Below are 20,141 nucleotides of genomic sequence, written 5' to 3' on the forward strand. Positions count from 1 at the left end.
CAAACTGGAGGAATGCATGTTAAGTAGCAAGAAGCTTGGTTCAATGGCCCTGTTGGGCGCGTTATGCTCGTCGCCCGCCTTGGCGGCGAAGGACACCCCGTTGAGCGCGTCCGATCGCGCCGCTATCGTGCAGACGCTCGCGGCGAAAATCAATGCGAATTACATTGATCCAACGCGGTCCGCACAGGTTGGCAGTGCGATCATCAGGAAAAATGCCGAAGGCGGGTATGCTGCCGCCACCAGCGCAACGACGCTCAGTGCGGCGCTAAAGCAGGACTTGCGCGAACTCAGCGGCGACATGCATTTCAGCGCCGGGCGTTACGAGGGCTTCACGGAATCCAGCGGTCCCGAGGAGCCGCCGAGCCACGCCCAGATTGACGAATGGCGCAACGCGGCCGCGCGGCGCGGCTATGACATCGAGAAGATCGAACGCCTCCCCGGCAACGTCGGCTACCTCGAGCTGCGCCGCTTCGCCGGCGTGGAATTCGTCGGCCCGGCCCACACGGCGGCGATGTCGCTCTTGGCGGGCACGGATGCGCTGATCCTCGACCTGCGCCGCAACGGGGGCGGCTCACCGGCCGGCGTGGCTTACCTGATGAGTCATTTCCTACCGGCGGGCGACGTGCACCACCTGACCGATATCTATGATCGCCAGACCGACACGACGCGGCAGATCTGGACCGTGCCGTCGATCGTACAGCGTTACGACAAGCCCGTATATGTGCTGATCTCCGCTCGGACAGGTTCCGCAGCGGAGGACTGCGCCTACAACTTCCAAGCGCTGAAGCGTGGCACCCTAGTCGGCGAAACCACCATCGGCGCTTCCAATCCCGTTAGCTGGTTCAGTTTGGGACACGACATCGCGGTCTCGATCCCGACGGCGCGCGTGATCAATTTCGTCACTAAAACCAACTGGGAGCATGTCGGCGTGAAACCGGACGTAGCCGTGCCCGCAGCGCAGGCGCTGCAGGCGGCGCATGTCGCCATCCTGCGCAACTTGGTGTCATCCGCCAAGGAGGGCGACGAGCGCACGGAACTGCAACGCCTTCTCACCATGGTGGAGAAGGGAGAAACTGAGAAGCCAGTCTACACCCTCAAGGGGGAGCGTTAATCTTCGCATTATTGGTTCACACTGCAGGGGTCGCAAGTTCGAAACTTGTACTTTCCACTAGAATTCTGCGATCAAAACAAGGGCTTACGGAATTCGTAGGCCCTTAGTCTTTCCCGGTCCGGAAAAGTCCTCAACGGCCCATCGGCGCCATCATCGTGGCAACCGCTGGTACTGCTCGACCAGGTCCACAAACCGTTTGTGGCCATGTACTCCGATCCAAGCCCACATTGCCTCCACCTCCGAGAGATTATCCTCGTAGTAGCGCCTGTTGAATGCGAGCCAGAAATGGTGAACGCGGAGCGGCGTCCCTAAACGCACCAACTGTTTGCCAAATGTAGCTCCGACGAAGGCATCCATCTGCGTAGGAGAGACCATCGTGGCTGCATAGCCGTCAATTCTTCCGCGTACCAGCTTTTCCAGATTGCGCGCGCCGTCCTGTGCGCCATCATCGACCTTCGCTCCCTGTTTTCTCAACTGCTCCGCGAGCGTTGCGCCATTATTCATGCCCAGCCGGTGGTTAATAAAGTATGAGTTCGGATCAGTGTCCGAAGGAATCCCGTCGCCGGCACGTACAAAGACGACGGTGTACATCGGGATTGCGCGCTTGGCGTCGAGCTCGCCTTCGTGGGATTGGGGCAGCGCGTAGCGAATGAGATCGCTGTCGCTGGCATCCATCAGCATGGCGTCGATAACAGCGTTGCTCAACGCTTGACGCAGGCGTAACGGAGGCAACCGGACCGAAACCACCGTGCAACCGGCCGATGCAGCGATGTCGCGAACCAGCTGCACCGTTGCCCCAGGGTTGGGTGCTTCGACACTGCCGGCACCCAGAAAGTAGGGCGGGCGGTGCAGGTTCACATAGCCCAACTTTATAGGCATGCAGGCGCACCTGGCATAACCGAATGCCAGCAATATTGCCAAGAAGGTCAAAACGCGGGCTGTGCGCATATCCGAGCTCAGCTGATTCTGGAATCCATTGTATTCCAATATGAAATCAACTCTATGCTTTTGGAGATGTCTCATGACAACTTAGTCAATTATGTTGTCCAAAAAATCACCAAAAAATCACCAAAAAATCACCAAAGAATCACATGCTTTGGTGATGTGCGGCCCCAATCGTCCCCGGTATATTTTGCTTCGCGCTTGCCAACATTGACAAATCTGAACAGTCGGTTGGGCTGTCGTTCCCTCGTTGCGTTTTGTTCGTGGCAGCACATTCCGATTAGGTGGTGCACATCATGGCGGAAACACTCAAAAGCAAAACAGTCCGCATAGTGCAGGGCTTGCAGGAAGGGGCGGAGTTCTCCCTCGACCCGGGTTTTCCCTGCGTGATTGGTTCGGACCCATCTTGCACGGCCGTCTTGCTGGATGAGAATGTAGCTCCAAGGCATTGCCTGCTGTCGATCGATGACCGCATCGTGCGCTGCACCGCGCTGGAAGATTCCGTGCGTATCGGTACCAGCACGCTGGAGGCGGGCGCGACAGCCAGGGTTTTTGATTACCAGACCATTGAAATCGGCAACGCATCGTTCGCGGTGCGGCCGGCAGATGAAGAGTGGGAAAAGGGCCTGGCCAAAGCGGGCTCGCCGTGGGCGAGTTTTGCGCCGGGTGGAAGCATGCGCAGTCCAGGTCGTTTACTGAGCAGCGCGATCCTGGTCGTCATCGGATTCGCCGCCAGCCTGAGCCTGGCCTACGCCATGATGTCACCGGACCGGACGGAAATGACGGAGGCCCGTACGCGCGAGGCGCAGCAATGGCTCAAGTCGGTAGCGCCGGTGGGCAGTCAATTGCAGCTGGAAGTCGACAGTGATCACCACCTGTCGGTGTCGGGCTACGTCAATACCATTTACCAGCGCGACCTGCTTGCCATGTCGCTGCACGATTCCGAATACCAGGCGCGCAGCGACATCCACGCCACCGAAGAGATCGTGGCCGCGGTAGCGCGCCTGGCCCGGCTGGAAGGCATCAGCTGCCTCGCCAAGGATGCCGGCGCCGGCATCGTCAGCTGTGCCAACGAAGTGGATACCTCCGAGGCTGCGTCCAAACTGACATCGCTGGCGCAGCAGGTGCCGGGCTTGAAGGCCTTGAACGTGCAGGTGAAAAAAGGTGAGCCTATTGCGCCGCCCGACCGGGAGGTCGCGGAAGCTGCCCCGCCTGCCGCGTCGGCCGTGGTGGCGATGGAGCCGACGGTTGCTCCGCTGCGGATGTCGAAACGCTTTTCATCGATTCTGATTTTGAAAAAGAACAAGTGGCTGATTGGCGCATATGGGGAGAAATTCGCGGAAGGCGATGAGTTCAACGGTATCCGGATCGTCAAGATTGAATTGGACCAGGTCGAGTTTCAAAAAGGCGACCGGCACTACATTTTCCCGCTGGCGGCACTGCAATGAATACTCTTCCCCAAGACGATGTGCTGCCACCAAGCGAGTTTGCCACGCGCCTGCTGGCCGATAGAAGCGGCGTCGTGTGCGCCGAATACCGGCGCGTGATGGAGCAGGCCGCCGCAACCGGGGCCGAGCGTTTGCGGCACCCCCTTGAGCAGCGCGAATATGCGGCAACCAGGGCACTGGTCGAGAGTGCCGCTGTTTCGGTCGAGGTCTTGCAGAACATCTGGGACAGCATGCATTTGAATGCCCGATAGCGAAACGGGAACCATGCAGGATTGCACCGCCTCAGCCCAGCTGGAGGCGGAGGTAGCAGGAAGCGGGGTGATGCTGGGAGAGCAGCTGATGCGATGTTTCTTAACCTTTCACGGAGATAAAAATGTCAAACGGATTTGATGGTGCAATTTCAGGTGCAGGCGGTCTGTTGCAAGCTGCGTTCGACGGTCTGGCGAATCTGCCGGATGCGAAGAAGGATCCTGCCGGATTCGCAACTGGCATGCAAAAGGTCGCGCTCTCGATGCAGGTCGCCAGCACGGCGCAGAGCGCAGTCTCCGAAACGATCAAGGCGTTCGGCGAAGGCACCAAAGGCGCTGCTCACAATATTTCGTAAGCGCTGGCGCGCTGATGCGATATGAGTACATGGAGATTGGAATGTCTGATTTGGAAAAATTGAATATCTTTTCTCCATGTGTTCTACAGCGCATTGCCGAGATCGGGTTCCTGGCAAGCGAGTATGGGTTTCACGAGAAGGCCGAGCAGATTTTCCTGGGCATGGCCCTGGCAAAACCCGATAGTTCGGCGCCTGCGGTCTCCCTGGCGGTGGTGCATGCGCGGAGCGGCCGGCTGCAGGACGCCATCAACGGATTGAAGCATGCTGCCGGGGTTTTTCCCGCCAGTGAAATGGTGAAAGCGATGCTTGGCGCATTCCTCGTGGAAGCCAGGCAGGATGGCGCACTGGAACTGTTCGAAGCCGTGCTTGCCAGCAGACAGGAGCCGGGCGCCGTGAATATTGTCGAATGCTGGCTGGACCAGGCGCGCAAGCTGAAAGAAGAGGGCGCGGCGCGCAGGACCGATACGGGGTCCCTGGCATTTTTCCGTCATCACAACATACGGCCCTAGTGACCAAGGAGAAAACATGGATCTTACCTCCCTCTCATCGCTGCAGGCCTTGCAGTCGTCGACGCAGGCCGGCGCCAACGGAGCGCCAGCGCCGGACCAGGCCTCCGTCAGCCGCTTTCAGCAACTGCTCAGAGAGCCGCAGTCGTCCATCCTGGCTGCCGACGGGCCGGGGGATGCTTCGCAACTGATCCGCAGCCACAGCGAAAACATGTCTTCGATGTGGAGCACCGCGCAAGATGCGGTGGAGAACCTGTTGAAGAAAGATGGCGATCTTTCGATGAAGGACGTATTGCAGCTCCAATATGACATGGTCAAGACGTCGGCAGCCTTTGAAGTGGTGTCGAAGGCGGCGGGGATGACGGAGAAAGGTGCGGAGTCCCTGTTCCAGCGTAATTGACCTTGAAACCGCCCATGGAAAACAACAAAATGTCGACCCGATATGATCGGCGCCTTGCTTACGCATTGCTCTTGGCGGGCCTGCTGTTCCTGTCCGGCTGCGAGCAGGCCGTGTACAGCAACCTGTCCGAGCAGCAGGCCAACGATGTTCTGCTGACCTTGCTGAAAGGCGGTATCAGCGCCGAGAAGCGTGCTGGAGAAAAGGGTTACAGCATCTGGGTCGACAGCGCCAAGATGGCGCCAGCCATCAGCCTGCTGAATTCGAACGGACAACCGCCGCAGCATTACGCGGACATGGGTGAAATCTTCGCGCGTAACAATCTGATTTCGTCCCCCACGGAAGAACGCATCCGCTTTACCTATGGGACTGAGCAGGCGATCGCCAAGACCCTGTCGCAGATCGACGGCGTGCTGAGCGCCCGTGTGCACATCGTGCTGCCGTCCAACGATCCGCTGGCGTCGCCGGTCAAGCCGTCTTCTGCCTCCGTGTTCCTGAAATATCGGTCCGATATCAATATGAAGGCCGTGATCCCTGAGGTGAAGGAACTGGTGATCCGCAGCGTGGAAGGGCTGACGGTGGACAAGGTGTCGGTCAGCCTGTTCCCGGCGCGTGCCACCGGCACCACTTCCGACCAGGTGCCGACGGCACGGTTCTTCGGCGCGATCGTCGCCAACTCCAGCGTGGCAACACTCTGGACCATGATGCTCTTGCCCTGGATCGTGGTGGCGATCCTGCTGATACTCCTGCTGAATGCGGCGCACTTGCGCAGCTGGCTCAAGGAAAAATTGGCAGCACGGGGGGCGCCGGCACGCGGCGACGGTCGGGAACGTCCAGCGCGCCAGAGGGAACGGGCATGAGCGCCGTCACGCTGGAGGCATCACCACCTGGCTTCACAGACGCTGCCAAGGCCGATAGCCCCGCTGGCGATACGCCTGGCCTCACCTGGCAGCCGCTGGTGCGGGACCGCGCTTTCGATCTTCGGCTTCGTTTCAATCTGTTTCCAGCAACCTATGCGCATGCCAGCTGGATCGCCCGCCTGGGCCGGCATCTTCCGCTTGCCGATGGACTCGATGCTTCTCCGTTCTGGCTGCGCCGCCTGTCCCTGGCGTTGCTGCAGGCGTGCCAGCTGGACCAGGACTTTGATTTCGACTTTTCCGAGCCCATGAAAAGCATCGCCTTGCTGGATGCAGCGGTGCTCGAACGCTGCGCAAGATTGATGGCCGGCTTGCTGGTGCGGGACCAGATCAGGCATGCGGTGCTCGGCGCCGACATGATGGCGATCGAACGCACGCTGGGTCGGGAGGCGCATCGGTTCGCGCTGGGATGGACTGCGCCGCTTCCGGGGCTTGGATACGTCTTCCATCCGCGCGGCGCCGCATTTCCGGACAACGAAGCCTGGACCCGGCGCGCGGTGGGCTTGGCCGGCGCCCTGCTGGGTGATGCGTCAAGGGCAACGCTGGCTCGCATGCAGTTCAGGTTTCCTTGCGACTGGACTAGCCTCCAGCGGCCGGTCTTGGAGGAGCATGACCGCACCAGGTTGGCCGCGCTTTTTGTCGCCGTTCTGAACAAGGCGGCGCCGGAGCATGCGTGGCTGTTTACAGCGCCCGGGAGGACTGCGCAATGATGATACTGATGGATCGCGGCAAGCTTGCCAGCGCCGATGGAAAAGTCATCAAGGCGAACGATTTCGCGCAGCTGGCCACCGCGCAGGAGACGCTGGCCGAGGCCAGCCGGCGGGCCGCCGAGATCGTTGCGCTGGCGGAAACGCAACGCGAGGCCGCGATTCGGCAGGGACGCGAGCTTGGCATCGAACAGGGGCGCGCGGAGTATGCGGCATCGATGGTCGAAGCCACCGCAAGAATGGATTCGTCGTTCATCTGCCTGGAGGCGCGGCTGGTCAAAACGGTGATGGACGCGTTGCAGGCCATCCTGCACGAGATTGGCGACCGCACCGTGATGGAACGTCTGGTGCGCCGCACGATAGCCAATTCAAGCCGGAAGAATTCCTTTCGCCTGATCGTGGCGTCGCAACAGTTCGACACCGTCAATGCGCTGCTGTCGTCCGTGCTGGCCGAGTTCCCCGAGATTGAATTTGTCGACGTGGTGCAGGATCCCGCCGGCGTGCCGGGCATGTGCGTGCTGGAGAGCGAATTCGGCATCGTTGACGCCAGCCTCGATACGCAGATCGCGGCGATACGCGCGGGCCTGACCCGGGCATTCGTCGGCAAGCGGCGCTCCGGCCCGGCCGGTCAATGAGGGGCGGAGCGACATGGTAAACACGGACTATCTTTCCGATGCACTGGCAGATGCGCTCAGTGGCTTTTCCGCGATCGAGACGCGCGGCCGAGTGCTGGAGGCGGTGGGAACATTGATCAAGGCCAGCGGCGTCAGTGCCCGGGTCGGCGATATCTGCGAGCTGCGCAATCCGGGTACGCCTTGGCGGATGCAGGCCGAGGTGGTCGGCATCGTCCGCGACCTGGTGCTGCTGATGCCTTTCGGCGAGCTGGCCGGTTTGTCGACCCAGACAGAGGTGGTGCACCTGGGCCGCACTCAGGGGGTGAAGGTGGGGCCGGGTGTGCTGGGCCGGGTGCTGGATGGATTCGGCGAGCCGATCGACGGCCTGGGGCCGATTGACGCGGTGCAGGAATACCCGGTTTACGCGCCGGCGCCCGATCCGCTGCGGCGCAAGCCGATCCTGAGCGCCCTGCACACGGGCGTGCGTGCGATCGATGCATTCCTTACCTGCGGCGAAGGGCAGCGCATGGGGATCTTTGCGCCGGCCGGCACCGGCAAGAGCAGCCTGCTGTCGATGATCTCGCACGGCGCTGCAGCCGATGTCACCGTTGTAGCGCTGGTGGGCGAACGCGGGCGCGAGGTGGGGGAGTTCTTCCGTACCGCAGTGCCAGCTGCCCGCCGGGACCGCACCGTCTTCGTGGTGGCGACCTCGGACCGGGCGGCCGGGGAGCGGGCCAAGGCGCCCTGCGTGGCGACGGCGATTGCCGAGTATTTCCGGGACCAGGGCCGTTCGGTTTTGCTGCTGGTCGATTCGGTCACGCGCTATGCGCGCGCATTGCGCGAGATTGGCCTGGCGGCCGGCGAGCCGCCAACACGGCGCGGTTTTCCACCCTCGGTGTTTACGGTGCTGCCGAAGCTGTTTGAACGGGCCGGACAAAACGAGAAGGGCGCGATTTCCGCCTTCTACACGGTGCTGGTCGACGATGACGAGGCGGGCGATCCGATCGGCGAAGAAGTGCGGTCGACACTCGATGGCCACATCATCCTGTCTGCCAAGCTGGCCGCCGCCAACCATTATCCGGCGATTGATACGGCGCAGAGCCGCAGCCGGGTGATGAACATCGTGGCATCGGCTGAGCACCAGGCTTTGGCGGGAACACTGCGCGAGCTCAGCGCCAAGTACCAGTCGATCGAGATGTTGTTGCAGATCGGCGAATACGAGGCGGGGTCGGATGCCGTCGCGGATCGGGCGATTCGTAGCCGTGAAGCGTGTTCGGCGCTGCTTCGGCAGGCGCCGGGAGAATCGTCCGGCCTGCGGGAAACGCTGGCAGCCATGCGCAATATAGCGGCGAGCTAGAGGACATGGAAACCATGGAACAGCACGAAAAACTGGTCGAGGTTCGGGACGCGCAACTCCAGAGCGCACACGCCGAACTCGCGCGCAGGGCGACGGTGCGCAACCGTATCCGGCAGGAGGTCGAACGCGTGGAGGCAGCGCTGCAAGCCCTGGCCGCCCAGAGGGCTGCCTGGGACCAGCAGTGGCAGGCGTGGATACAGCAGGGCGGGGCACTGCAGCGAGGCAAGGACTATGCCGATCAGCACCTGAAAATCGCCGCGCTCGAGAACGATCTGGAAGAAGAGCGGGCCAGCATCGTTGAATGCCTGCTGGAAGCGCAGCAGGAAGTCGATGCGGCCCGGGCCAGGACCAGGAAGCAGTACGAGGCCCTGACGCAAATCATGGATGTGGTCGGCCAGATGAAGCAAAAGCAGCGCCAGGAGCAGGAAGCGCGTAACGTGCAGCGGTCGGAAGACGCCGTAGCCGCGAGCTGGTACCTGGCCAGGAAGGCGGCCGCGCCGGAGGCAAGGCATGAATGAATTTTCCACGATCGATGGCGGCGAGCGGAACTTCCCGGAATTTGCGCAAGCCGGTGTGTCGCAATACCAGCCCACGTCCGATGCGGCTGTCGCAGCCTTTCGCGATCTGATGCTCAAGCGGGGGCCGGACGCGGCGTCGGCCCCGCCGGCCAAGCCGCATACGCAGGCAAGCGACGCGTCCGCGCATGCGCTCCGCGCGGACTGGTCCGACCCGGCATCCGAAGGGGTGGAGGTCATTTCCCGGCTTGCGCCCGCACACCCGCGGGCGGCGGCTGGAGGGGAGGGCGGCGAGTCTTCCCTGCCTTTCGCGATACCCGCCGAGTTGATGGCGGCCGGCGTGCAGCGGCCAGGCCAGCACGCTCCCGCCGCGCTTCAGCAGGAGGTCGCGTCGGCCGCTGCGGCTCATGCCGAGGTTGTCCAGAACGAGGAAGTGGCGGCGCTGCTGCAGCATTTCAGCGCCAACTTGTACGTTGCCGACCGCCCCAAGGCGGGGACGGGGCACATCATGGTCGACCTCGGCGCATCACTGCCTGGCTCATCGGTGGAGATGTCGCGCGAGGGAGTCTTCCTCAACGTGCGGCTGCACGCGGCGGACGAAGCAATGCTGCGCCAGATGCGCGGCGGTAGCGCGCGCTTGCTGGACGCGCTGAACAAATCGACGGGCCTGGTGGTTCGGCTCGATCTGGTCCAGCGTAATGACACGGCCGGAGACGAGGCATGATGCCTGATTCCACCTGCCTGGTGCTCGACCAGCTCGAGCCTGACGTCAGCCGCCTGATGAATGCCTGGCTCGCCGTGCGGCAGCATACCGAATGGCCGGTGGCCGGCCGGCGCCTGCGCATCCAGTGGGGCTATGTGCCGCCGCATTCCTCGTTTGCTGTCGCCGTCGAATGCACGTTGGCGGGCCAGGCCGTGCTGGTCAAGCTGGACGGGCTGGCCGGAATCGACCCGCGCTTGGTCGGCGAGCCATTTTCCCGTCTGCCAGAGCCAATGCGCAATCTGGCCATCGAACGGATCGCCGCGGATTTCTTCGCGGCGCTGCCGCCGGCCTTCATGCATGACGCGGACATCCGCGCGGTGCATTGGTCAATGCCGGACAGCGAGGCCTGGCCCTGCGCGATCGGCTTTGTCGCGACGCGCGAGGACGGTACGCAATCGCGCGGCACGCTGGCGGCGAGTGCGCTGCAGACGCTGGAATGGCTGCACCAGGCCATGCCGCAAGGCGCCCCGCCGCCGAGGTTGGCCAGGGGCGACTTGCCGGTCGCGGTCCGGCTGCGCGTGGGCCGCACGGTGCTGGCCATGTCCACGGTGCGCGGCCTGGGCGTCGGCGACGTGGCGTGGATCGATGAAGGCGGGGCGATTTCGCGTCATGGCGTGACGCTGGTCCTCATTCCCGGCAACAGCAGCCAGCGTGCGTGGTCGGCTCGTCTCAAGCATCGTACTGTGGCGCTACAGGCGCCATATTCCGGAATCCTGGCGCCCGAGCAAGGCCTGGTTGTCAACCGAGGAGAGCAAAGCACCATGCACAAGGACCATACCGATATCGAAGTCCCGGTCGTGTTTGAAATGGGCCAGATGGTATTGCCGCTGGCGGAGATCGAACGCCTGCACGCCGACCAGACGTTCGAGCTGGAGCAGGATGCCGGCCTGGCGACAGTGACGCTGAGCGTGTTCGGCTCGGTGATCGCCGAAGGCAAGTTGATCACCATCGGCCGCAAGCTGGGCGTGCGCATCGTGCGCGTTGCCGGCGGCGGCAACGAACAATCCGCTTAGCTGTTGCAGGGGGAAACGTGCTACCACAGGGAATGCCGGATCCGATCATCGTCATCACCACACTGGGCTTGCTGGGGCTGGCGCCCTTCCTTGCCGTGATGGTGACGTCCTATTCCAAGATCGTGGTGGTGACCAGCCTGGTGAGGAATGCGCTGGGCTTGCAGCAGGTGCCGCCCAACCTTGTCCTGAACGGGCTGGCGATCATCCTGTCGCTCTACATCATGGCGCCGGTCACCAGCAAGATCAGCGACACCGTGCAGGCGCAGGTGAAGCCGGGCCAGCAGATGAACGCGGGCAGCTTCTTCGACATCCTGGGCCTGGCGCGCGAACCGCTGCGGGCGTTCCTGTCGAAGCACACCAATCCGCGCGAGCGCGAATTTTTCGTCCGCTCGGCCGGCAAGATATGGCCGGTGGAGCGGGCCGAGGCGCTTACGGGCGATGACTTGCTGGTGCTGGTGCCGGCATTCACGGTGACCGAGCTGACGGCCGCGTTCAAGATCGGATTCCTGATCTACCTTGCCTTCGTCATTATCGACCTGGTGGTGGCCAACATACTGGTCTCGATGGGCATGATGATGTTCTCGCCCACGGTGGTGTCGGTGCCGCTCAAGCTCCTGCTGTTCGTCGTGCTGGACGGCTGGTCAAAGCTGGTGCACGGCTTGATCCTTACTTATCAATAGGCCGGCGCCATGGAATTTTCCGTCCTCATCACCTATGTCAACCAGGCGCTGCTCCTGATCCTGATCCTGTCGCTGCCGGTGATCGCGGTGGCCAGCATTACCGGCCTGGCGCTGGCGTTCCTGCAGGCGGTCACACAAGTGCAAGACCAGACGATATCGTTCGGCGTCAAGCTGATCGCAATCATTGTCACGATCGCCCTGACTTCATCGTGGCTGGGCAGCGAGCTGTATATGTTTGGCGACCAGATGTTTGGCGCCATTGCGGGAGTACGCTAGCAATGGGCACCATGATGCACCAGGGAGAAGCCATCCTGATCGTGACCAGCCTGCTGATGACGCGCATGCTGGTGGCTTTTTCAGTCTGGCCGATCTTCATGGGGCAGACTGTCCCCGTCATGGTGCGCATGGCGCTTGCCGTGGCCTTGAGCAGCCTGATGCTGCCGGCCGCATTGCATGATCCGGCCATGCTGTCGATTTCCACTCCCCAGGTCGTGTTCGTACTCCTGAAGGAAGCGGGCATCGGGCTGGTGCTGGGTTTTCTGTCGGGTATAGGATTCTGGGCCCTTTACACCGCCGGCACGATCATTGAATTCCAGGCCGGCATGAGCATGGCGACCGTGGTCGACCCGACCACGGGACAGGACGATTCGATGGTGGGCGGCCTGATGATGCAGATGTTCACCATGCTGTTCCTCGTGACCGGCGGCCTGCTGTCGATGATCGGCACGCTGTATGAGAGCTACCAGGTGTGGCCGATCCCGAGCATGGCGCTGTCGATGGGCAACGCGAGCCTGGTGGAAGTCGGGCTGCGCGCGATGGGCGAGATGCTGGGCCTGGCGCTGAAGGTTGCGGCGCCGTTCCTGCTGTTGATGCTAATGCTGGAGATCGGGCTGGGCCTGTTGTCGCGGTTTGCGCCGCAGCTGAACGCCTTTTTCCTGGCAATGCCGCTGAAGGCGTTGATCCTGTCACTGCTCATGTTGCTGTACGGGGCCGGCATGTCGGAGAGCTTGCGCGCACTGCCCATCGCCGATTTTCCCGGAATGCTGAACGCACTGCGCGGGGTCTGGCATGAGTAGCGAATCGTCCAGCCAAAGCAAGACCGAGCAGCCGACCAACAAGAAGCTGCGCGACGCGAGAAAGAAGGGCGATGTCTGGCACAGCAAGGACGTGACCGCTACGGCCGCGCTCGTCCTGGCCCTGGTTCTGTTCACGCTTGGCGGCATGAACCTGGTCGAGCGCCTGGGCGCCATGCTCACGCGCACAGCCGGCGCCCGCTTCAGCACCCTGGACGATCCGGCGGTATTGCTGGCATGGACACTCGACCTGCTGACGGAAGGGGCCTGGATCTGCGTCGCCGTCGTGCTGCTGATGGCCGCGCCGGCGGCGCTGCTGGGTTCGATCCAGGTCGGCGCCGTGTTTTCTCTGGACCCGGTGATGCCACGCCTGTCGCGCCTCAATCCGATCGAAGGGGCCAAGCGCCTGTTTTCACTGCGCAACCTGGTCGAGCTGGTCAAGCTGATCGTCATCTCGATCGCGCTTGCCGCCGTGCTGTGGTGGGTGGCGCGCGCAGCCCTTCCTGCGCTGGTGCGCGCGCAGTGGCTCCCGGTTGGCGGCCTGCTGCCGCTGGCCGGCAAGATCATCAGCCAGATGGCCTGGATGGTCACGGTGGCGTTCGTAGCCATGAGCGTGTTCGACACCTGGTTCCAGCGCATGGACTACCTGAAGCGCCACAAGATGACGAAGGATGAAGTGCGGCGCGAATCGCGGGAAATGGAAGGCAGTCCGGAAATGCGCGGCATGCGCCGGCGCCTGCACCAGGAAGTGGGCATGGGGAACATGCTGGAGAACGTGCGCAAGGCGAATGTGGTCGTCGTCAACCCGACCCATATCGCCGTTGCGCTGTACTACGAAGCCGGCGTGACCGACCTGCCGCTGGTGGTCGCAAAAGGAGAAGGGCATATTGCGCAGGCGATCCGCGACATCGCGCAGGAAGAGGGTATCCCCATCATGCGCAACGTCAAGCTGGCGCGCGGCCTGAATGAGGCGGTGCAGTTGAATGCTTATATACCGGACGAATTTCTGGAGCCCGTTGCCGAGGTACTGCGTTGGGTACGGGATTTTCATGGACGACTTGGCGAGGGATCAGAGTGAAAAATAACCCGATGCATGGATTGGGAGCCCCCGGATCGTGGTCGCTGCTTGCGCGCCATGCGGATCTGCTGCTGGTGGCCCTGGTGGTGGCCGTCATCATGCTAATGGTCTTGCCGCTGCCGCCCTTCATTCTCGACAGCCTGATCGCGCTCAACCTGACGATCTCCGTCGTGCTGCTGATGGTCGCGCTGTATATTTCCTCGCCGCTCGGCCTCTCGACATTTCCATCGCTGCTGTTGTTCACCACCTTGTTCCGCCTGGCGCTCAACATCGCTTCGACGCGGCAGATCCTGCTGAACGCGAATGCGGGCGACATCATCGCGACTTTTGGTCAGATGGTGGTGGGCGGCGACGTGATCGTCGGCGCGGTGGTGTTCCTGATCGTGGCAATCGTCCAGTTCATCGTGGTGGCCAAGGGTTCCGAGCGGGTGGCTGAAGTGGCGGCTCGTTTCAGCCTGGATGCGATGCCGGGAAAACAGATGAGTATCGATGCCGACCTGCGGGCCGGCATCATCGACAAGGACGAGGCGCGCCAGCGCCGCGCCAAGCTGGAGAGCGAGAGCCAATTGTATGGGGCGATGGATGGCGGTATGAAGTTCGTCAAGGGCGACGCCATCGCGGGCTTGATCATCGCGGCGGTCAACATCCTCGCCGGGCTGGCGATCGGCGTCTTCCGCAAAGGGATGGATGCCGGCACGGCGCTACAGACCTACGCGGTGCTGACCGTTGGTGATGCCCTGGTGTCGCAGATACCGTCCCTGTTCGTGTCGATTGCTGCCGGTATCGTCATTACGCGCGTCTCCGATCCTGGCCGGGTCGGCAGTCCGAACCTCGGCAGCGAAATCGCTGCGCAGATCAGCAGGCAGCCCAAGGCCCTGCTAGTGGGCGGCGCGATGGTTTTCCTGCTGACTTTGGTGCCGGGTTTTCCCAAGTTCCAGTTCATCCTGCTCGGCATTGCGGTTGCCTCGCTTGGCTTTTTCCTGGCGCCGGCGCGGCGCCGCTATGCCAACGCGGCACAGACGCCGGTCCCGTCGATGCAGAAGGAAGGCCATGACGTGGCGCGCACCCTGCTCGACGCCGAGGAGCATCGCTTGACGATTCCGCTGGTGGTGCAGGCTTTCCCCGGCGTTGGCAGCGTGCTGTCACCGGTGCATTTCGAGACCGAACTGGCCGAGGCGCGGCGCTACTTCAGTGTCGAACTGGGCATCCCGTTTCCAGGCGTGGTCATGCGCGAGAATGCGCGCCTTGCGGACGGCGAATACCGGATCTATGTGGATGAAATTCCCGTGCTGGCCGGGCAGTTGGCGGAGCAAGAGGTGCTGGCACTGGCCTCCCGGCAAATGCTGGACCTGGCGCGCATCCCCTACAGGGAGGGCGGTACGCTGGTCCTCGGACACACCGCGCTGTGGGTTCCGGTGGAGGAGATCGACGCGCTGGAAGCGGCAAACCTGAAGTATCTGGAGAATGAGCAGATCCTGGCCCGCAGCCTGCTGAGCGTGATGCGGCGCCACGCCGGCGAATTCATCGGCATCCAGGAAACCCAGTACCTGCTGAAGCGCCTGGGCGAACAGTATCCCGACCTGGACAAGGAACTGCAGCGCAACGTGCCCTTGCCGCGCCTGGCTGAAGTGCTCAAGCGCCTGGTGCGTGATGAAATTCCCATCCGCAATCTGCGGGTGATTGCCCAGGCCCTGATTGAATGGGCGCCGCGGGAGAAGGACACGGTCCTGCTGACCGAATATGTGCGGATCGCGCTGACGCACTACATTTCGCACCGCTTCGCGCTGGAGGACGGTTCGCTGCCGGCGATCGTGCTGCATCCCCGCGTGGAAGAGCAGTTGCGGCAAGCCCTGCGCCAAACCTCGGCGGGCTCGGTGCTGATGCTTGATCCGGACATCGGCAACCAGCTGGTTGCCAATATCAAGCAGGCGGTGGAAACCCATGTGGAGAAAACAGCAGTTCTGCTGACCTCGCTTGAGATCAGGCCCTATCTCAGGAAGTTGACCGAGGTGGAACTGGCCGATCTCGCCGTGGTGTCGTACCAGGAACTCAGGCAAACGGTAAGGGTAGTGCCGGTCAGTTCAGTGGAGATCTAGGCACAGACCTGCATCGCATGAACGGTAGCCAACCAACAAAGGAGAACAATATGTTAGGGATCGACTTCGGTGGCATCATCCACCGCGCAGTACAGTTGCTGGACCTTGACCCGCCGCCGCCCAAGCACGTGGACCCGCCGCCGCCCGCGACGCCCAACGTGGTCAATGCCGACTACGTGACCAAGGGGCCGCGCGCATCGCCGCTGCTGGTGACCAAGCCGCAGATCGATTTCGTCAAGGTGCCGGCGCCGGCCGTGAAGGCTGCAGAGGAGTACACCGATAAAACGGTCGCCACTGCGAAAGAGACCAAGCAGGCGGCGGACAAGCTGCAAGCCGATTTCGGCGACACAGCGCCGGAAGACAACCAGGCCGACTGGGAAATGTACGTAGCCCGGCGCACCGTCGCCAATGGCGACCAGGCCAAGGCCGAACAGGCGATCGCCGCGGAATTGCGCCTGACCTACCAGGGCGACCCGAACAACAAGGAGGCGGTGCAGAACGCCGCGCATGATATCGCGAACCGCTACCATGACGATCCGGCCGCCCAGGCGGCCGCCAACAAAAGCCTGGACACGGTCCTGACTGAAACTCCCACCGAACGGGCGACCAATACCAAGCTCAACGAAGTCAACCAGGCCGGCACCAGGCTCGATGACCTGACCGCACAGCAGCAGGGGGGCGACAAGTCTGTGACGAGCCAGCAGATCATCAGCGCGCGCGAAGACTATGCCGCAAAGCAGAAAGAACTGCTGGCTGCGACCCGCAAGGAATTGAGCGCGACCTATGCCGACTTGCCTGCCGGTGTAAAGATCCGTGAACTGGACCCGCTGGCTTACGCGGCCACGCAGATGAACGGACGCTACGCCAATGATCCCGAGTTCAAGACCGTGATCGGGGCGGCCACAATCCTGCAACGGGTGGAAGACAGTGCCGTGCTGGGCAACGAGGCGCAAGTCGATTTGCTGGGCAAGGCCCTGCCGAAAGGTGTGGACCCGACGATCAAGGGGCTGGTGATGGCCGACCCCGGCGTGCAAAAAATCATCGACAGCTACGTCAAGGACGGCGTCAAGGACGTCGAAGATGCATATGCTCAGAAAGGCACCGTCGCGGGAGCCGAGGCCTTGCGCGACGTGACTGATCCGTCCAAACATGCGGCCATATCGCCCGAGATCGCCGCCCGGATCATCAACCAGTCGAAACCGACGCTGGAAAAGATCGTCGACGATATCGCCACCCGGCAGGCAAAGGGCAAGGACGGCCAGCGGACCATCACAGATATCGGGTCGGGTATCAAAGTAGCCAAGGCGCTGTCGGCGGCGGTGGACGTCGCAGCTGCCGGCGGCGACTGGGAGAAGAAAGAATACAGCAACCCTGAAATCAAGGCTGCGGTGGAGGGCATCGCGCACCTCATCGCCACCAAACCCGCGTCGGATATTACCCAGCTGGGCTTCAAGGATGCGGTGGCCGACGGCCACGCGACACTTGCCCTGGAAACCGTGCGCCAGGTATCGACCCTGAAAATGGATGAAGTTGATATGGGCGCGGCCGGGAAGTTCCACGATGCGGGCCGCTTTGAAAAGCAGCAGGGGGTGTGGCGCGATGCGACGCTGCGCGCGATCAATGACGGCCTTAACGGCTTGAAGAAAAATAACGAGGGCATGCTCGACAAGGCGACCAAAGGCATGGCGCCCTTGCTGGTCCAGGGCAAATACTCGCAACTTCTGACGGAGGACGATTTCGTCAAGGGTCAACGGGCGATGATTGAAAAATTCCCGGGACTCAAAAAAGACATCATCGACGGCCGCAAGGACATCGACGATATGGGATACAGGCTGCTGCGCACCAGCGAGGCCGTTGATTTCTACAACAAGGACCTGGGCGGGATGGACGGCTACAAGAAGGCCGATGGCACTCGCAAGTCCCTGATGGCCGATGAGAAAGTGACCTCGACCATCCTGCTGAGCGATAGCGCTTCGATGCGCGCGAGTACCCAGATTGCCCGCAAGATGCTCTCGGACGATCTGAAAAACGGCGGCGGCGAGGCGCAGAAATTCGGTATTGGCGCGCAGCTGACCGGCGACCTGGCGGAATTCCTGGCCGAGACTTATGTCATCGGAAAGGTGAACGGCGGCGTGAATTTGCCAGGCGCCGCGATCAACGCCTCGCGCGCGGCCCACCTGCCTTACTTTGGCGGCACTGTGATCTGGGGTGTCGGCGGCGCCTTCCAGGCAGCCTTGACCGGGTATCTCTTCGACAACGTGCAGGTCGGTGACGTCGGCGGGCCCTTGCGCAAAGCCTTGTTGCTCGGCCTGGTGGGCGGTTTCGCCGGTTTCCACCTGATGCAGGCCGGCATGGGCGCGGCGCGCATCCAGCCGCATTCGCTTGGCGACGGCCTGCTGGGGAAAGGTGGCGATAAGCTCGACACCAAAATCAAGAATTTCGGGACGAAATTCTTCGATGCCGCCGAATCCGGCGAGAGCAGCTGGGGTCTTTATGTCAAGGAAGGCTCGGTGCGCGACCGCTGGACACGACTCGCGACCGAGGCGACACAGCCGCTGGTCAAGCAACTGGTTGGCCTGATGACGATAGCCACGGCATGGGATGGCAGCGGCGTATTCATGAATCTCAACGGAACACTGCCCTTCAAAAACCCGGATGGCACGGCGGCCACCGATACGCAACAGTTTAAGCTGGGCACGCAATCCGTCAATCTCGCCAGCGACGCCATGCTGTTGCGCCTGCAGGTGCGCGAGATGACCTTGCGTTCCCTCGGCGCCAAGGTCATGGCCGATCCGGCGCTCAAGGCTGCCGCCGAAACCCGCTGGAAGATCGAACGGTTTGCCTTCGCTGCGTCGGAAGGAAAGAAGGTCGCCGAATTGAAACCGCATGAGTTCAGCTTCAATACGCGGCTGGCAGGCAAGTATGCGCTCGGCGAATCGGGAGTCGACGGTGCCACCGCCCGAACTGCGCTCGGTGAAGCAAGTGCGACCAGGAAGTTCCTTGGCACGAGCAAAATGCTGGATGTGTTCGAGCATCTGTTCGGCACCGGATCAAAGGGCAATGCGGCGAAGTGGGCAGAGACGCTCAGCCCGTCGGTCAGGGGCCTGCTGTTCAGAAACATCGTCAAAGAGGGCGCCACGAAAACTGTGGGGCGTTTCGCCGTATTCGGCAGTAACCCGATCGGCTGGGTTGTCAACATCGCCTACCTGGGCACGACGGTCGCCAATTGGGCCTGGGACCACAACAAGAACATACAGAACTTCCAGAACTATGATCGGACCTTCATGGAAGGCGTCGGCCTCGACAAGGCGCATGCCGACGTGATGGCGGAGCACGATTGGTGGAGCAGCAACGCCAAGGTCGACGGCTTCCTGAAAGCCTACGCAACCACCGGCGGCGACCCGGAAAAGTTCATCGACTACATCAACAAGACCGACACCAAGGTGCTCGGGAAGATGCTGGAGGCCACCGAATCGCTCACCGATCATCTTGACGGCAACGGTAATGTGGCCGATGCCAACCCGTTCTATGACAGCTACCTGGCCCTGCCGCCCGAGCCGGCCGACGTGGACCTGTCCAAGCATCCGACGATCCATTTCAATGCCGAGAAAAACCGCTATGAAGATTCGGCCACAGGCATGTTCCACGAAAAGGGCAAACTCGACTGGCGCCTGGATCGCAATGGCAACATTACGTCCTACTTCCCTGAGGAACGCAAGCTGACGTTCTATTCGCTGGCGGGTCCGCACACCACGACGATCCATATCAGCAGTGCCGCCGGGTGGAAGAACTGGCTGGCAGCGCGCGATCTGCCGCTGCCGCCGCAGGCGCCGCCGCCGTCGACCGTGCCACCGGATTTGCCGGCCGCGCCGCCGGTATCGACCCAAAATGTGTATACCGTCAAACCCGATGACAACGTCTGGGATGTCGCGGGTAACGATCCAGGCATCGTCGCCAAGATCTATGATCTGAATCCCTGGCTGAACGAACGCCTGGAGGCTAGCGCCAAGGACAGCGGGCATGGCCGGAATCCAAACATCCTCAATGCTGGGGAAATTCTGATCTTGCCAGAAGGCTTCAAGGCGCACGGGTGATCTAGCGCCGCCAGCCATCGCTTTCCCTGACCCTGCCGCCGGTGACCTCGTCCGTCACCGGCACAGCGGCCCCGTCTCATCCGGACCCGACCTCTGCCTAGTCATTTGCAATAAATTGTATCGGGACAACCTCCCGTACCGCTTTCCGGTATTCTGGTCAACCGTCACCGCGCGGTCGTGCGTCGGGACCCCCGGTAAAACCTCTAAATCACCAAGCGCTCACCAT

20 protein-coding genes are annotated in these 20,141 nt (G+C 62.1%); 19 read left to right on the plus strand and 1 reads right to left on the minus strand.

Annotation, left to right across the window (positions count from 1 at the left end; all coding sequences use genetic code 11):
* Window positions 1-16 precede the first annotated feature (16 nt).
* Window positions 17-1,111 carry a S41 family peptidase gene (locus ACN9MY_RS16300; RefSeq protein ID WP_426317923.1) on the plus strand — a complete coding sequence of 365 codons (1,095 nt, stop codon included), beginning with the start codon at window positions 17-19 and terminating at the stop codon, window positions 1,109-1,111.
* A 150-nt stretch (window positions 1,112-1,261) separates the two neighbouring features.
* On the opposite strand, the gene ACN9MY_RS16305 is transcribed toward ACN9MY_RS16300, so the two are convergent.
* Window positions 1,262-2,059, minus strand: coding sequence for a hypothetical protein (locus tag ACN9MY_RS16305; RefSeq protein ID WP_426335749.1), 798 nt, complete (start codon window positions 2,057-2,059; stop codon window positions 1,262-1,264).
* Window positions 2,060-2,349: 290 nt separating this feature from the next.
* Between ACN9MY_RS16305 and ACN9MY_RS16310 the strand changes: the two genes are divergently transcribed.
* The 18 genes from ACN9MY_RS16310 (at window position 2,350) to ACN9MY_RS16395 (ending at window position 19,915) form a co-directional block, all read left to right on the plus strand.
* Complete coding sequence (locus tag ACN9MY_RS16310) at window positions 2,350-3,501, plus strand: FHA domain-containing protein (RefSeq protein WP_426335750.1); 1,152 nt, start codon at window positions 2,350-2,352, stop codon at window positions 3,499-3,501.
* The gene (locus ACN9MY_RS16315) at window positions 3,498-3,752 is read left to right on the plus strand and encodes a hypothetical protein (RefSeq protein WP_426335751.1); all 255 of its coding nucleotides are present in this window, start codon (window positions 3,498-3,500) and stop codon (window positions 3,750-3,752) included. Before ACN9MY_RS16310 ends, ACN9MY_RS16315 begins: the two co-directional genes overlap by 4 nt.
* Before the next feature lie 122 nt (window positions 3,753-3,874).
* Window positions 3,875-4,105, plus strand: a complete 231-nt coding sequence (locus ACN9MY_RS16320; protein ID WP_426161444.1) for a hypothetical protein — start codon at window positions 3,875-3,877, stop codon at window positions 4,103-4,105.
* Window positions 4,106-4,146: 41 nt separating this feature from the next.
* Entirely contained in the window at window positions 4,147-4,614 is a 468-nt protein-coding gene (locus ACN9MY_RS16325) for a tetratricopeptide repeat protein (protein ID WP_426335752.1), read from the plus strand.
* Between the two features lie 16 nt (window positions 4,615-4,630).
* Window positions 4,631-5,011 carry a hypothetical protein gene (locus tag ACN9MY_RS16330; RefSeq protein WP_426335753.1) on the plus strand — a complete coding sequence of 127 codons (381 nt, stop codon included), beginning with the start codon at window positions 4,631-4,633 and terminating at the stop codon, window positions 5,009-5,011.
* Window positions 5,012-5,025: 14 nt separating this feature from the next.
* Window positions 5,026-5,868: a type III secretion system inner membrane ring lipoprotein SctJ gene (gene sctJ / locus ACN9MY_RS16335; protein WP_426335754.1), complete on the plus strand. Its 843-nt coding sequence runs from the start codon at window positions 5,026-5,028 to the stop codon at window positions 5,866-5,868.
* Window positions 5,865-6,635: a SctK family type III secretion system sorting platform protein gene (locus ACN9MY_RS16340; RefSeq protein ID WP_426335755.1), complete on the plus strand. Its 771-nt coding sequence runs from the start codon at window positions 5,865-5,867 to the stop codon at window positions 6,633-6,635. Before sctJ ends, ACN9MY_RS16340 begins: the two co-directional genes overlap by 4 nt.
* Window positions 6,632-7,267, plus strand: coding sequence for a type III secretion system stator protein SctL (gene sctL, locus ACN9MY_RS16345; protein ID WP_426335756.1), 636 nt, complete (start codon window positions 6,632-6,634; stop codon window positions 7,265-7,267). Before ACN9MY_RS16340 ends, sctL begins: the two co-directional genes overlap by 4 nt.
* A gap of 13 nt (window positions 7,268-7,280) precedes the next feature.
* A complete protein-coding gene (locus ACN9MY_RS16350) occupies window positions 7,281-8,603 on the plus strand; it encodes a FliI/YscN family ATPase (protein WP_426317931.1) in 1,323 nt (440 codons plus the stop codon).
* 14 nt (window positions 8,604-8,617) lie between these two features.
* Entirely contained in the window at window positions 8,618-9,121 is a 504-nt protein-coding gene (locus ACN9MY_RS16355) for a hypothetical protein (RefSeq protein WP_426335757.1), read from the plus strand.
* Entirely contained in the window at window positions 9,114-9,842 is a 729-nt protein-coding gene (locus tag ACN9MY_RS16360; RefSeq protein ID WP_426335758.1) for a hypothetical protein, read from the plus strand. Before ACN9MY_RS16355 ends, ACN9MY_RS16360 begins: the two co-directional genes overlap by 8 nt.
* Window positions 9,839-10,894 carry a FliM/FliN family flagellar motor switch protein gene (locus ACN9MY_RS16365; RefSeq protein ID WP_426335759.1) on the plus strand — a complete coding sequence of 352 codons (1,056 nt, stop codon included), beginning with the start codon at window positions 9,839-9,841 and terminating at the stop codon, window positions 10,892-10,894. Before ACN9MY_RS16360 ends, ACN9MY_RS16365 begins: the two co-directional genes overlap by 4 nt.
* A 32-nt stretch (window positions 10,895-10,926) precedes the next feature.
* Window positions 10,927-11,574, plus strand: coding sequence for a type III secretion system export apparatus subunit SctR (gene sctR / locus ACN9MY_RS16370; RefSeq protein ID WP_426161454.1), 648 nt, complete (start codon window positions 10,927-10,929; stop codon window positions 11,572-11,574).
* 9 nt (window positions 11,575-11,583) lie between these two features.
* On the plus strand, window positions 11,584-11,850 hold the full coding sequence (gene sctS, locus ACN9MY_RS16375; protein ID WP_426317934.1) for a type III secretion system export apparatus subunit SctS: 267 nt from the start codon (window positions 11,584-11,586) through the stop codon (window positions 11,848-11,850).
* A 2-nt stretch (window positions 11,851-11,852) separates the two neighbouring features.
* A complete protein-coding gene (gene sctT / locus ACN9MY_RS16380) occupies window positions 11,853-12,650 on the plus strand; it encodes a type III secretion system export apparatus subunit SctT (protein ID WP_426317935.1) in 798 nt (265 codons plus the stop codon).
* The gene (locus ACN9MY_RS16385; RefSeq protein ID WP_426335760.1) at window positions 12,643-13,725 is read left to right on the plus strand and encodes an EscU/YscU/HrcU family type III secretion system export apparatus switch protein; all 1,083 of its coding nucleotides are present in this window, start codon (window positions 12,643-12,645) and stop codon (window positions 13,723-13,725) included. Before sctT ends, ACN9MY_RS16385 begins: the two co-directional genes overlap by 8 nt.
* Window positions 13,722-15,821: a type III secretion system export apparatus subunit SctV gene (gene sctV, locus ACN9MY_RS16390; protein WP_426335761.1), complete on the plus strand. Its 2,100-nt coding sequence runs from the start codon at window positions 13,722-13,724 to the stop codon at window positions 15,819-15,821. The genes ACN9MY_RS16385 and sctV overlap by 4 nt, the downstream gene beginning before the upstream one ends.
* 50 nt (window positions 15,822-15,871) lie before the next feature.
* On the plus strand, window positions 15,872-19,915 hold the full coding sequence (locus ACN9MY_RS16395) for a hypothetical protein (RefSeq protein ID WP_426335762.1): 4,044 nt from the start codon (window positions 15,872-15,874) through the stop codon (window positions 19,913-19,915).
* The last annotated feature ends 226 nt before the right edge of the window (window positions 19,916-20,141 follow it).

It is taken from the genome of Pseudoduganella sp. R-31, assembly GCF_049913235.1.
GTDB lineage: Bacteria > Pseudomonadota > Gammaproteobacteria > Burkholderiales > Burkholderiaceae_D > Rugamonas.

What these genes read in the sequence shown, in the direction of transcription:
- ACN9MY_RS16300 (WP_426317923.1), top strand. Translation starts at nt 17, where the DNA reads ATGTTAAGTAGCAAGAAGCTTGGTTCAATGGCCCTGTTGGGCGCGTTA.
- ACN9MY_RS16305 (WP_426335749.1), bottom strand. Translation starts at nt 2,059, where the DNA reads ATGCGCACAGCCCGCGTTTTGACCTTCTTGGCAATATTGCTGGCATTC.
- ACN9MY_RS16310 (WP_426335750.1), top strand. Translation starts at nt 2,350, where the DNA reads ATGGCGGAAACACTCAAAAGCAAAACAGTCCGCATAGTGCAGGGCTTG.
- ACN9MY_RS16315 (WP_426335751.1), top strand. Translation starts at nt 3,498, where the DNA reads ATGAATACTCTTCCCCAAGACGATGTGCTGCCACCAAGCGAGTTTGCC.
- ACN9MY_RS16320 (WP_426161444.1), top strand. Translation starts at nt 3,875, where the DNA reads ATGTCAAACGGATTTGATGGTGCAATTTCAGGTGCAGGCGGTCTGTTG.
- ACN9MY_RS16325 (WP_426335752.1), top strand. Translation starts at nt 4,147, where the DNA reads ATGTCTGATTTGGAAAAATTGAATATCTTTTCTCCATGTGTTCTACAG.
- ACN9MY_RS16330 (WP_426335753.1), top strand. Translation starts at nt 4,631, where the DNA reads ATGGATCTTACCTCCCTCTCATCGCTGCAGGCCTTGCAGTCGTCGACG.
- sctJ (WP_426335754.1), top strand. Translation starts at nt 5,026, where the DNA reads ATGGAAAACAACAAAATGTCGACCCGATATGATCGGCGCCTTGCTTAC.
- ACN9MY_RS16340 (WP_426335755.1), top strand. Translation starts at nt 5,865, where the DNA reads ATGAGCGCCGTCACGCTGGAGGCATCACCACCTGGCTTCACAGACGCT.
- sctL (WP_426335756.1), top strand. Translation starts at nt 6,632, where the DNA reads ATGATGATACTGATGGATCGCGGCAAGCTTGCCAGCGCCGATGGAAAA.
- ACN9MY_RS16350 (WP_426317931.1), top strand. Translation starts at nt 7,281, where the DNA reads ATGGTAAACACGGACTATCTTTCCGATGCACTGGCAGATGCGCTCAGT.
- ACN9MY_RS16355 (WP_426335757.1), top strand. Translation starts at nt 8,618, where the DNA reads ATGGAACAGCACGAAAAACTGGTCGAGGTTCGGGACGCGCAACTCCAG.
- ACN9MY_RS16360 (WP_426335758.1), top strand. Translation starts at nt 9,114, where the DNA reads ATGAATGAATTTTCCACGATCGATGGCGGCGAGCGGAACTTCCCGGAA.
- ACN9MY_RS16365 (WP_426335759.1), top strand. Translation starts at nt 9,839, where the DNA reads ATGATGCCTGATTCCACCTGCCTGGTGCTCGACCAGCTCGAGCCTGAC.
- sctR (WP_426161454.1), top strand. Translation starts at nt 10,927, where the DNA reads ATGCCGGATCCGATCATCGTCATCACCACACTGGGCTTGCTGGGGCTG.
- sctS (WP_426317934.1), top strand. Translation starts at nt 11,584, where the DNA reads ATGGAATTTTCCGTCCTCATCACCTATGTCAACCAGGCGCTGCTCCTG.
- sctT (WP_426317935.1), top strand. Translation starts at nt 11,853, where the DNA reads ATGGGCACCATGATGCACCAGGGAGAAGCCATCCTGATCGTGACCAGC.
- ACN9MY_RS16385 (WP_426335760.1), top strand. Translation starts at nt 12,643, where the DNA reads ATGAGTAGCGAATCGTCCAGCCAAAGCAAGACCGAGCAGCCGACCAAC.
- ACN9MY_RS16395 (WP_426335762.1), top strand. Translation starts at nt 15,872, where the DNA reads ATGTTAGGGATCGACTTCGGTGGCATCATCCACCGCGCAGTACAGTTG.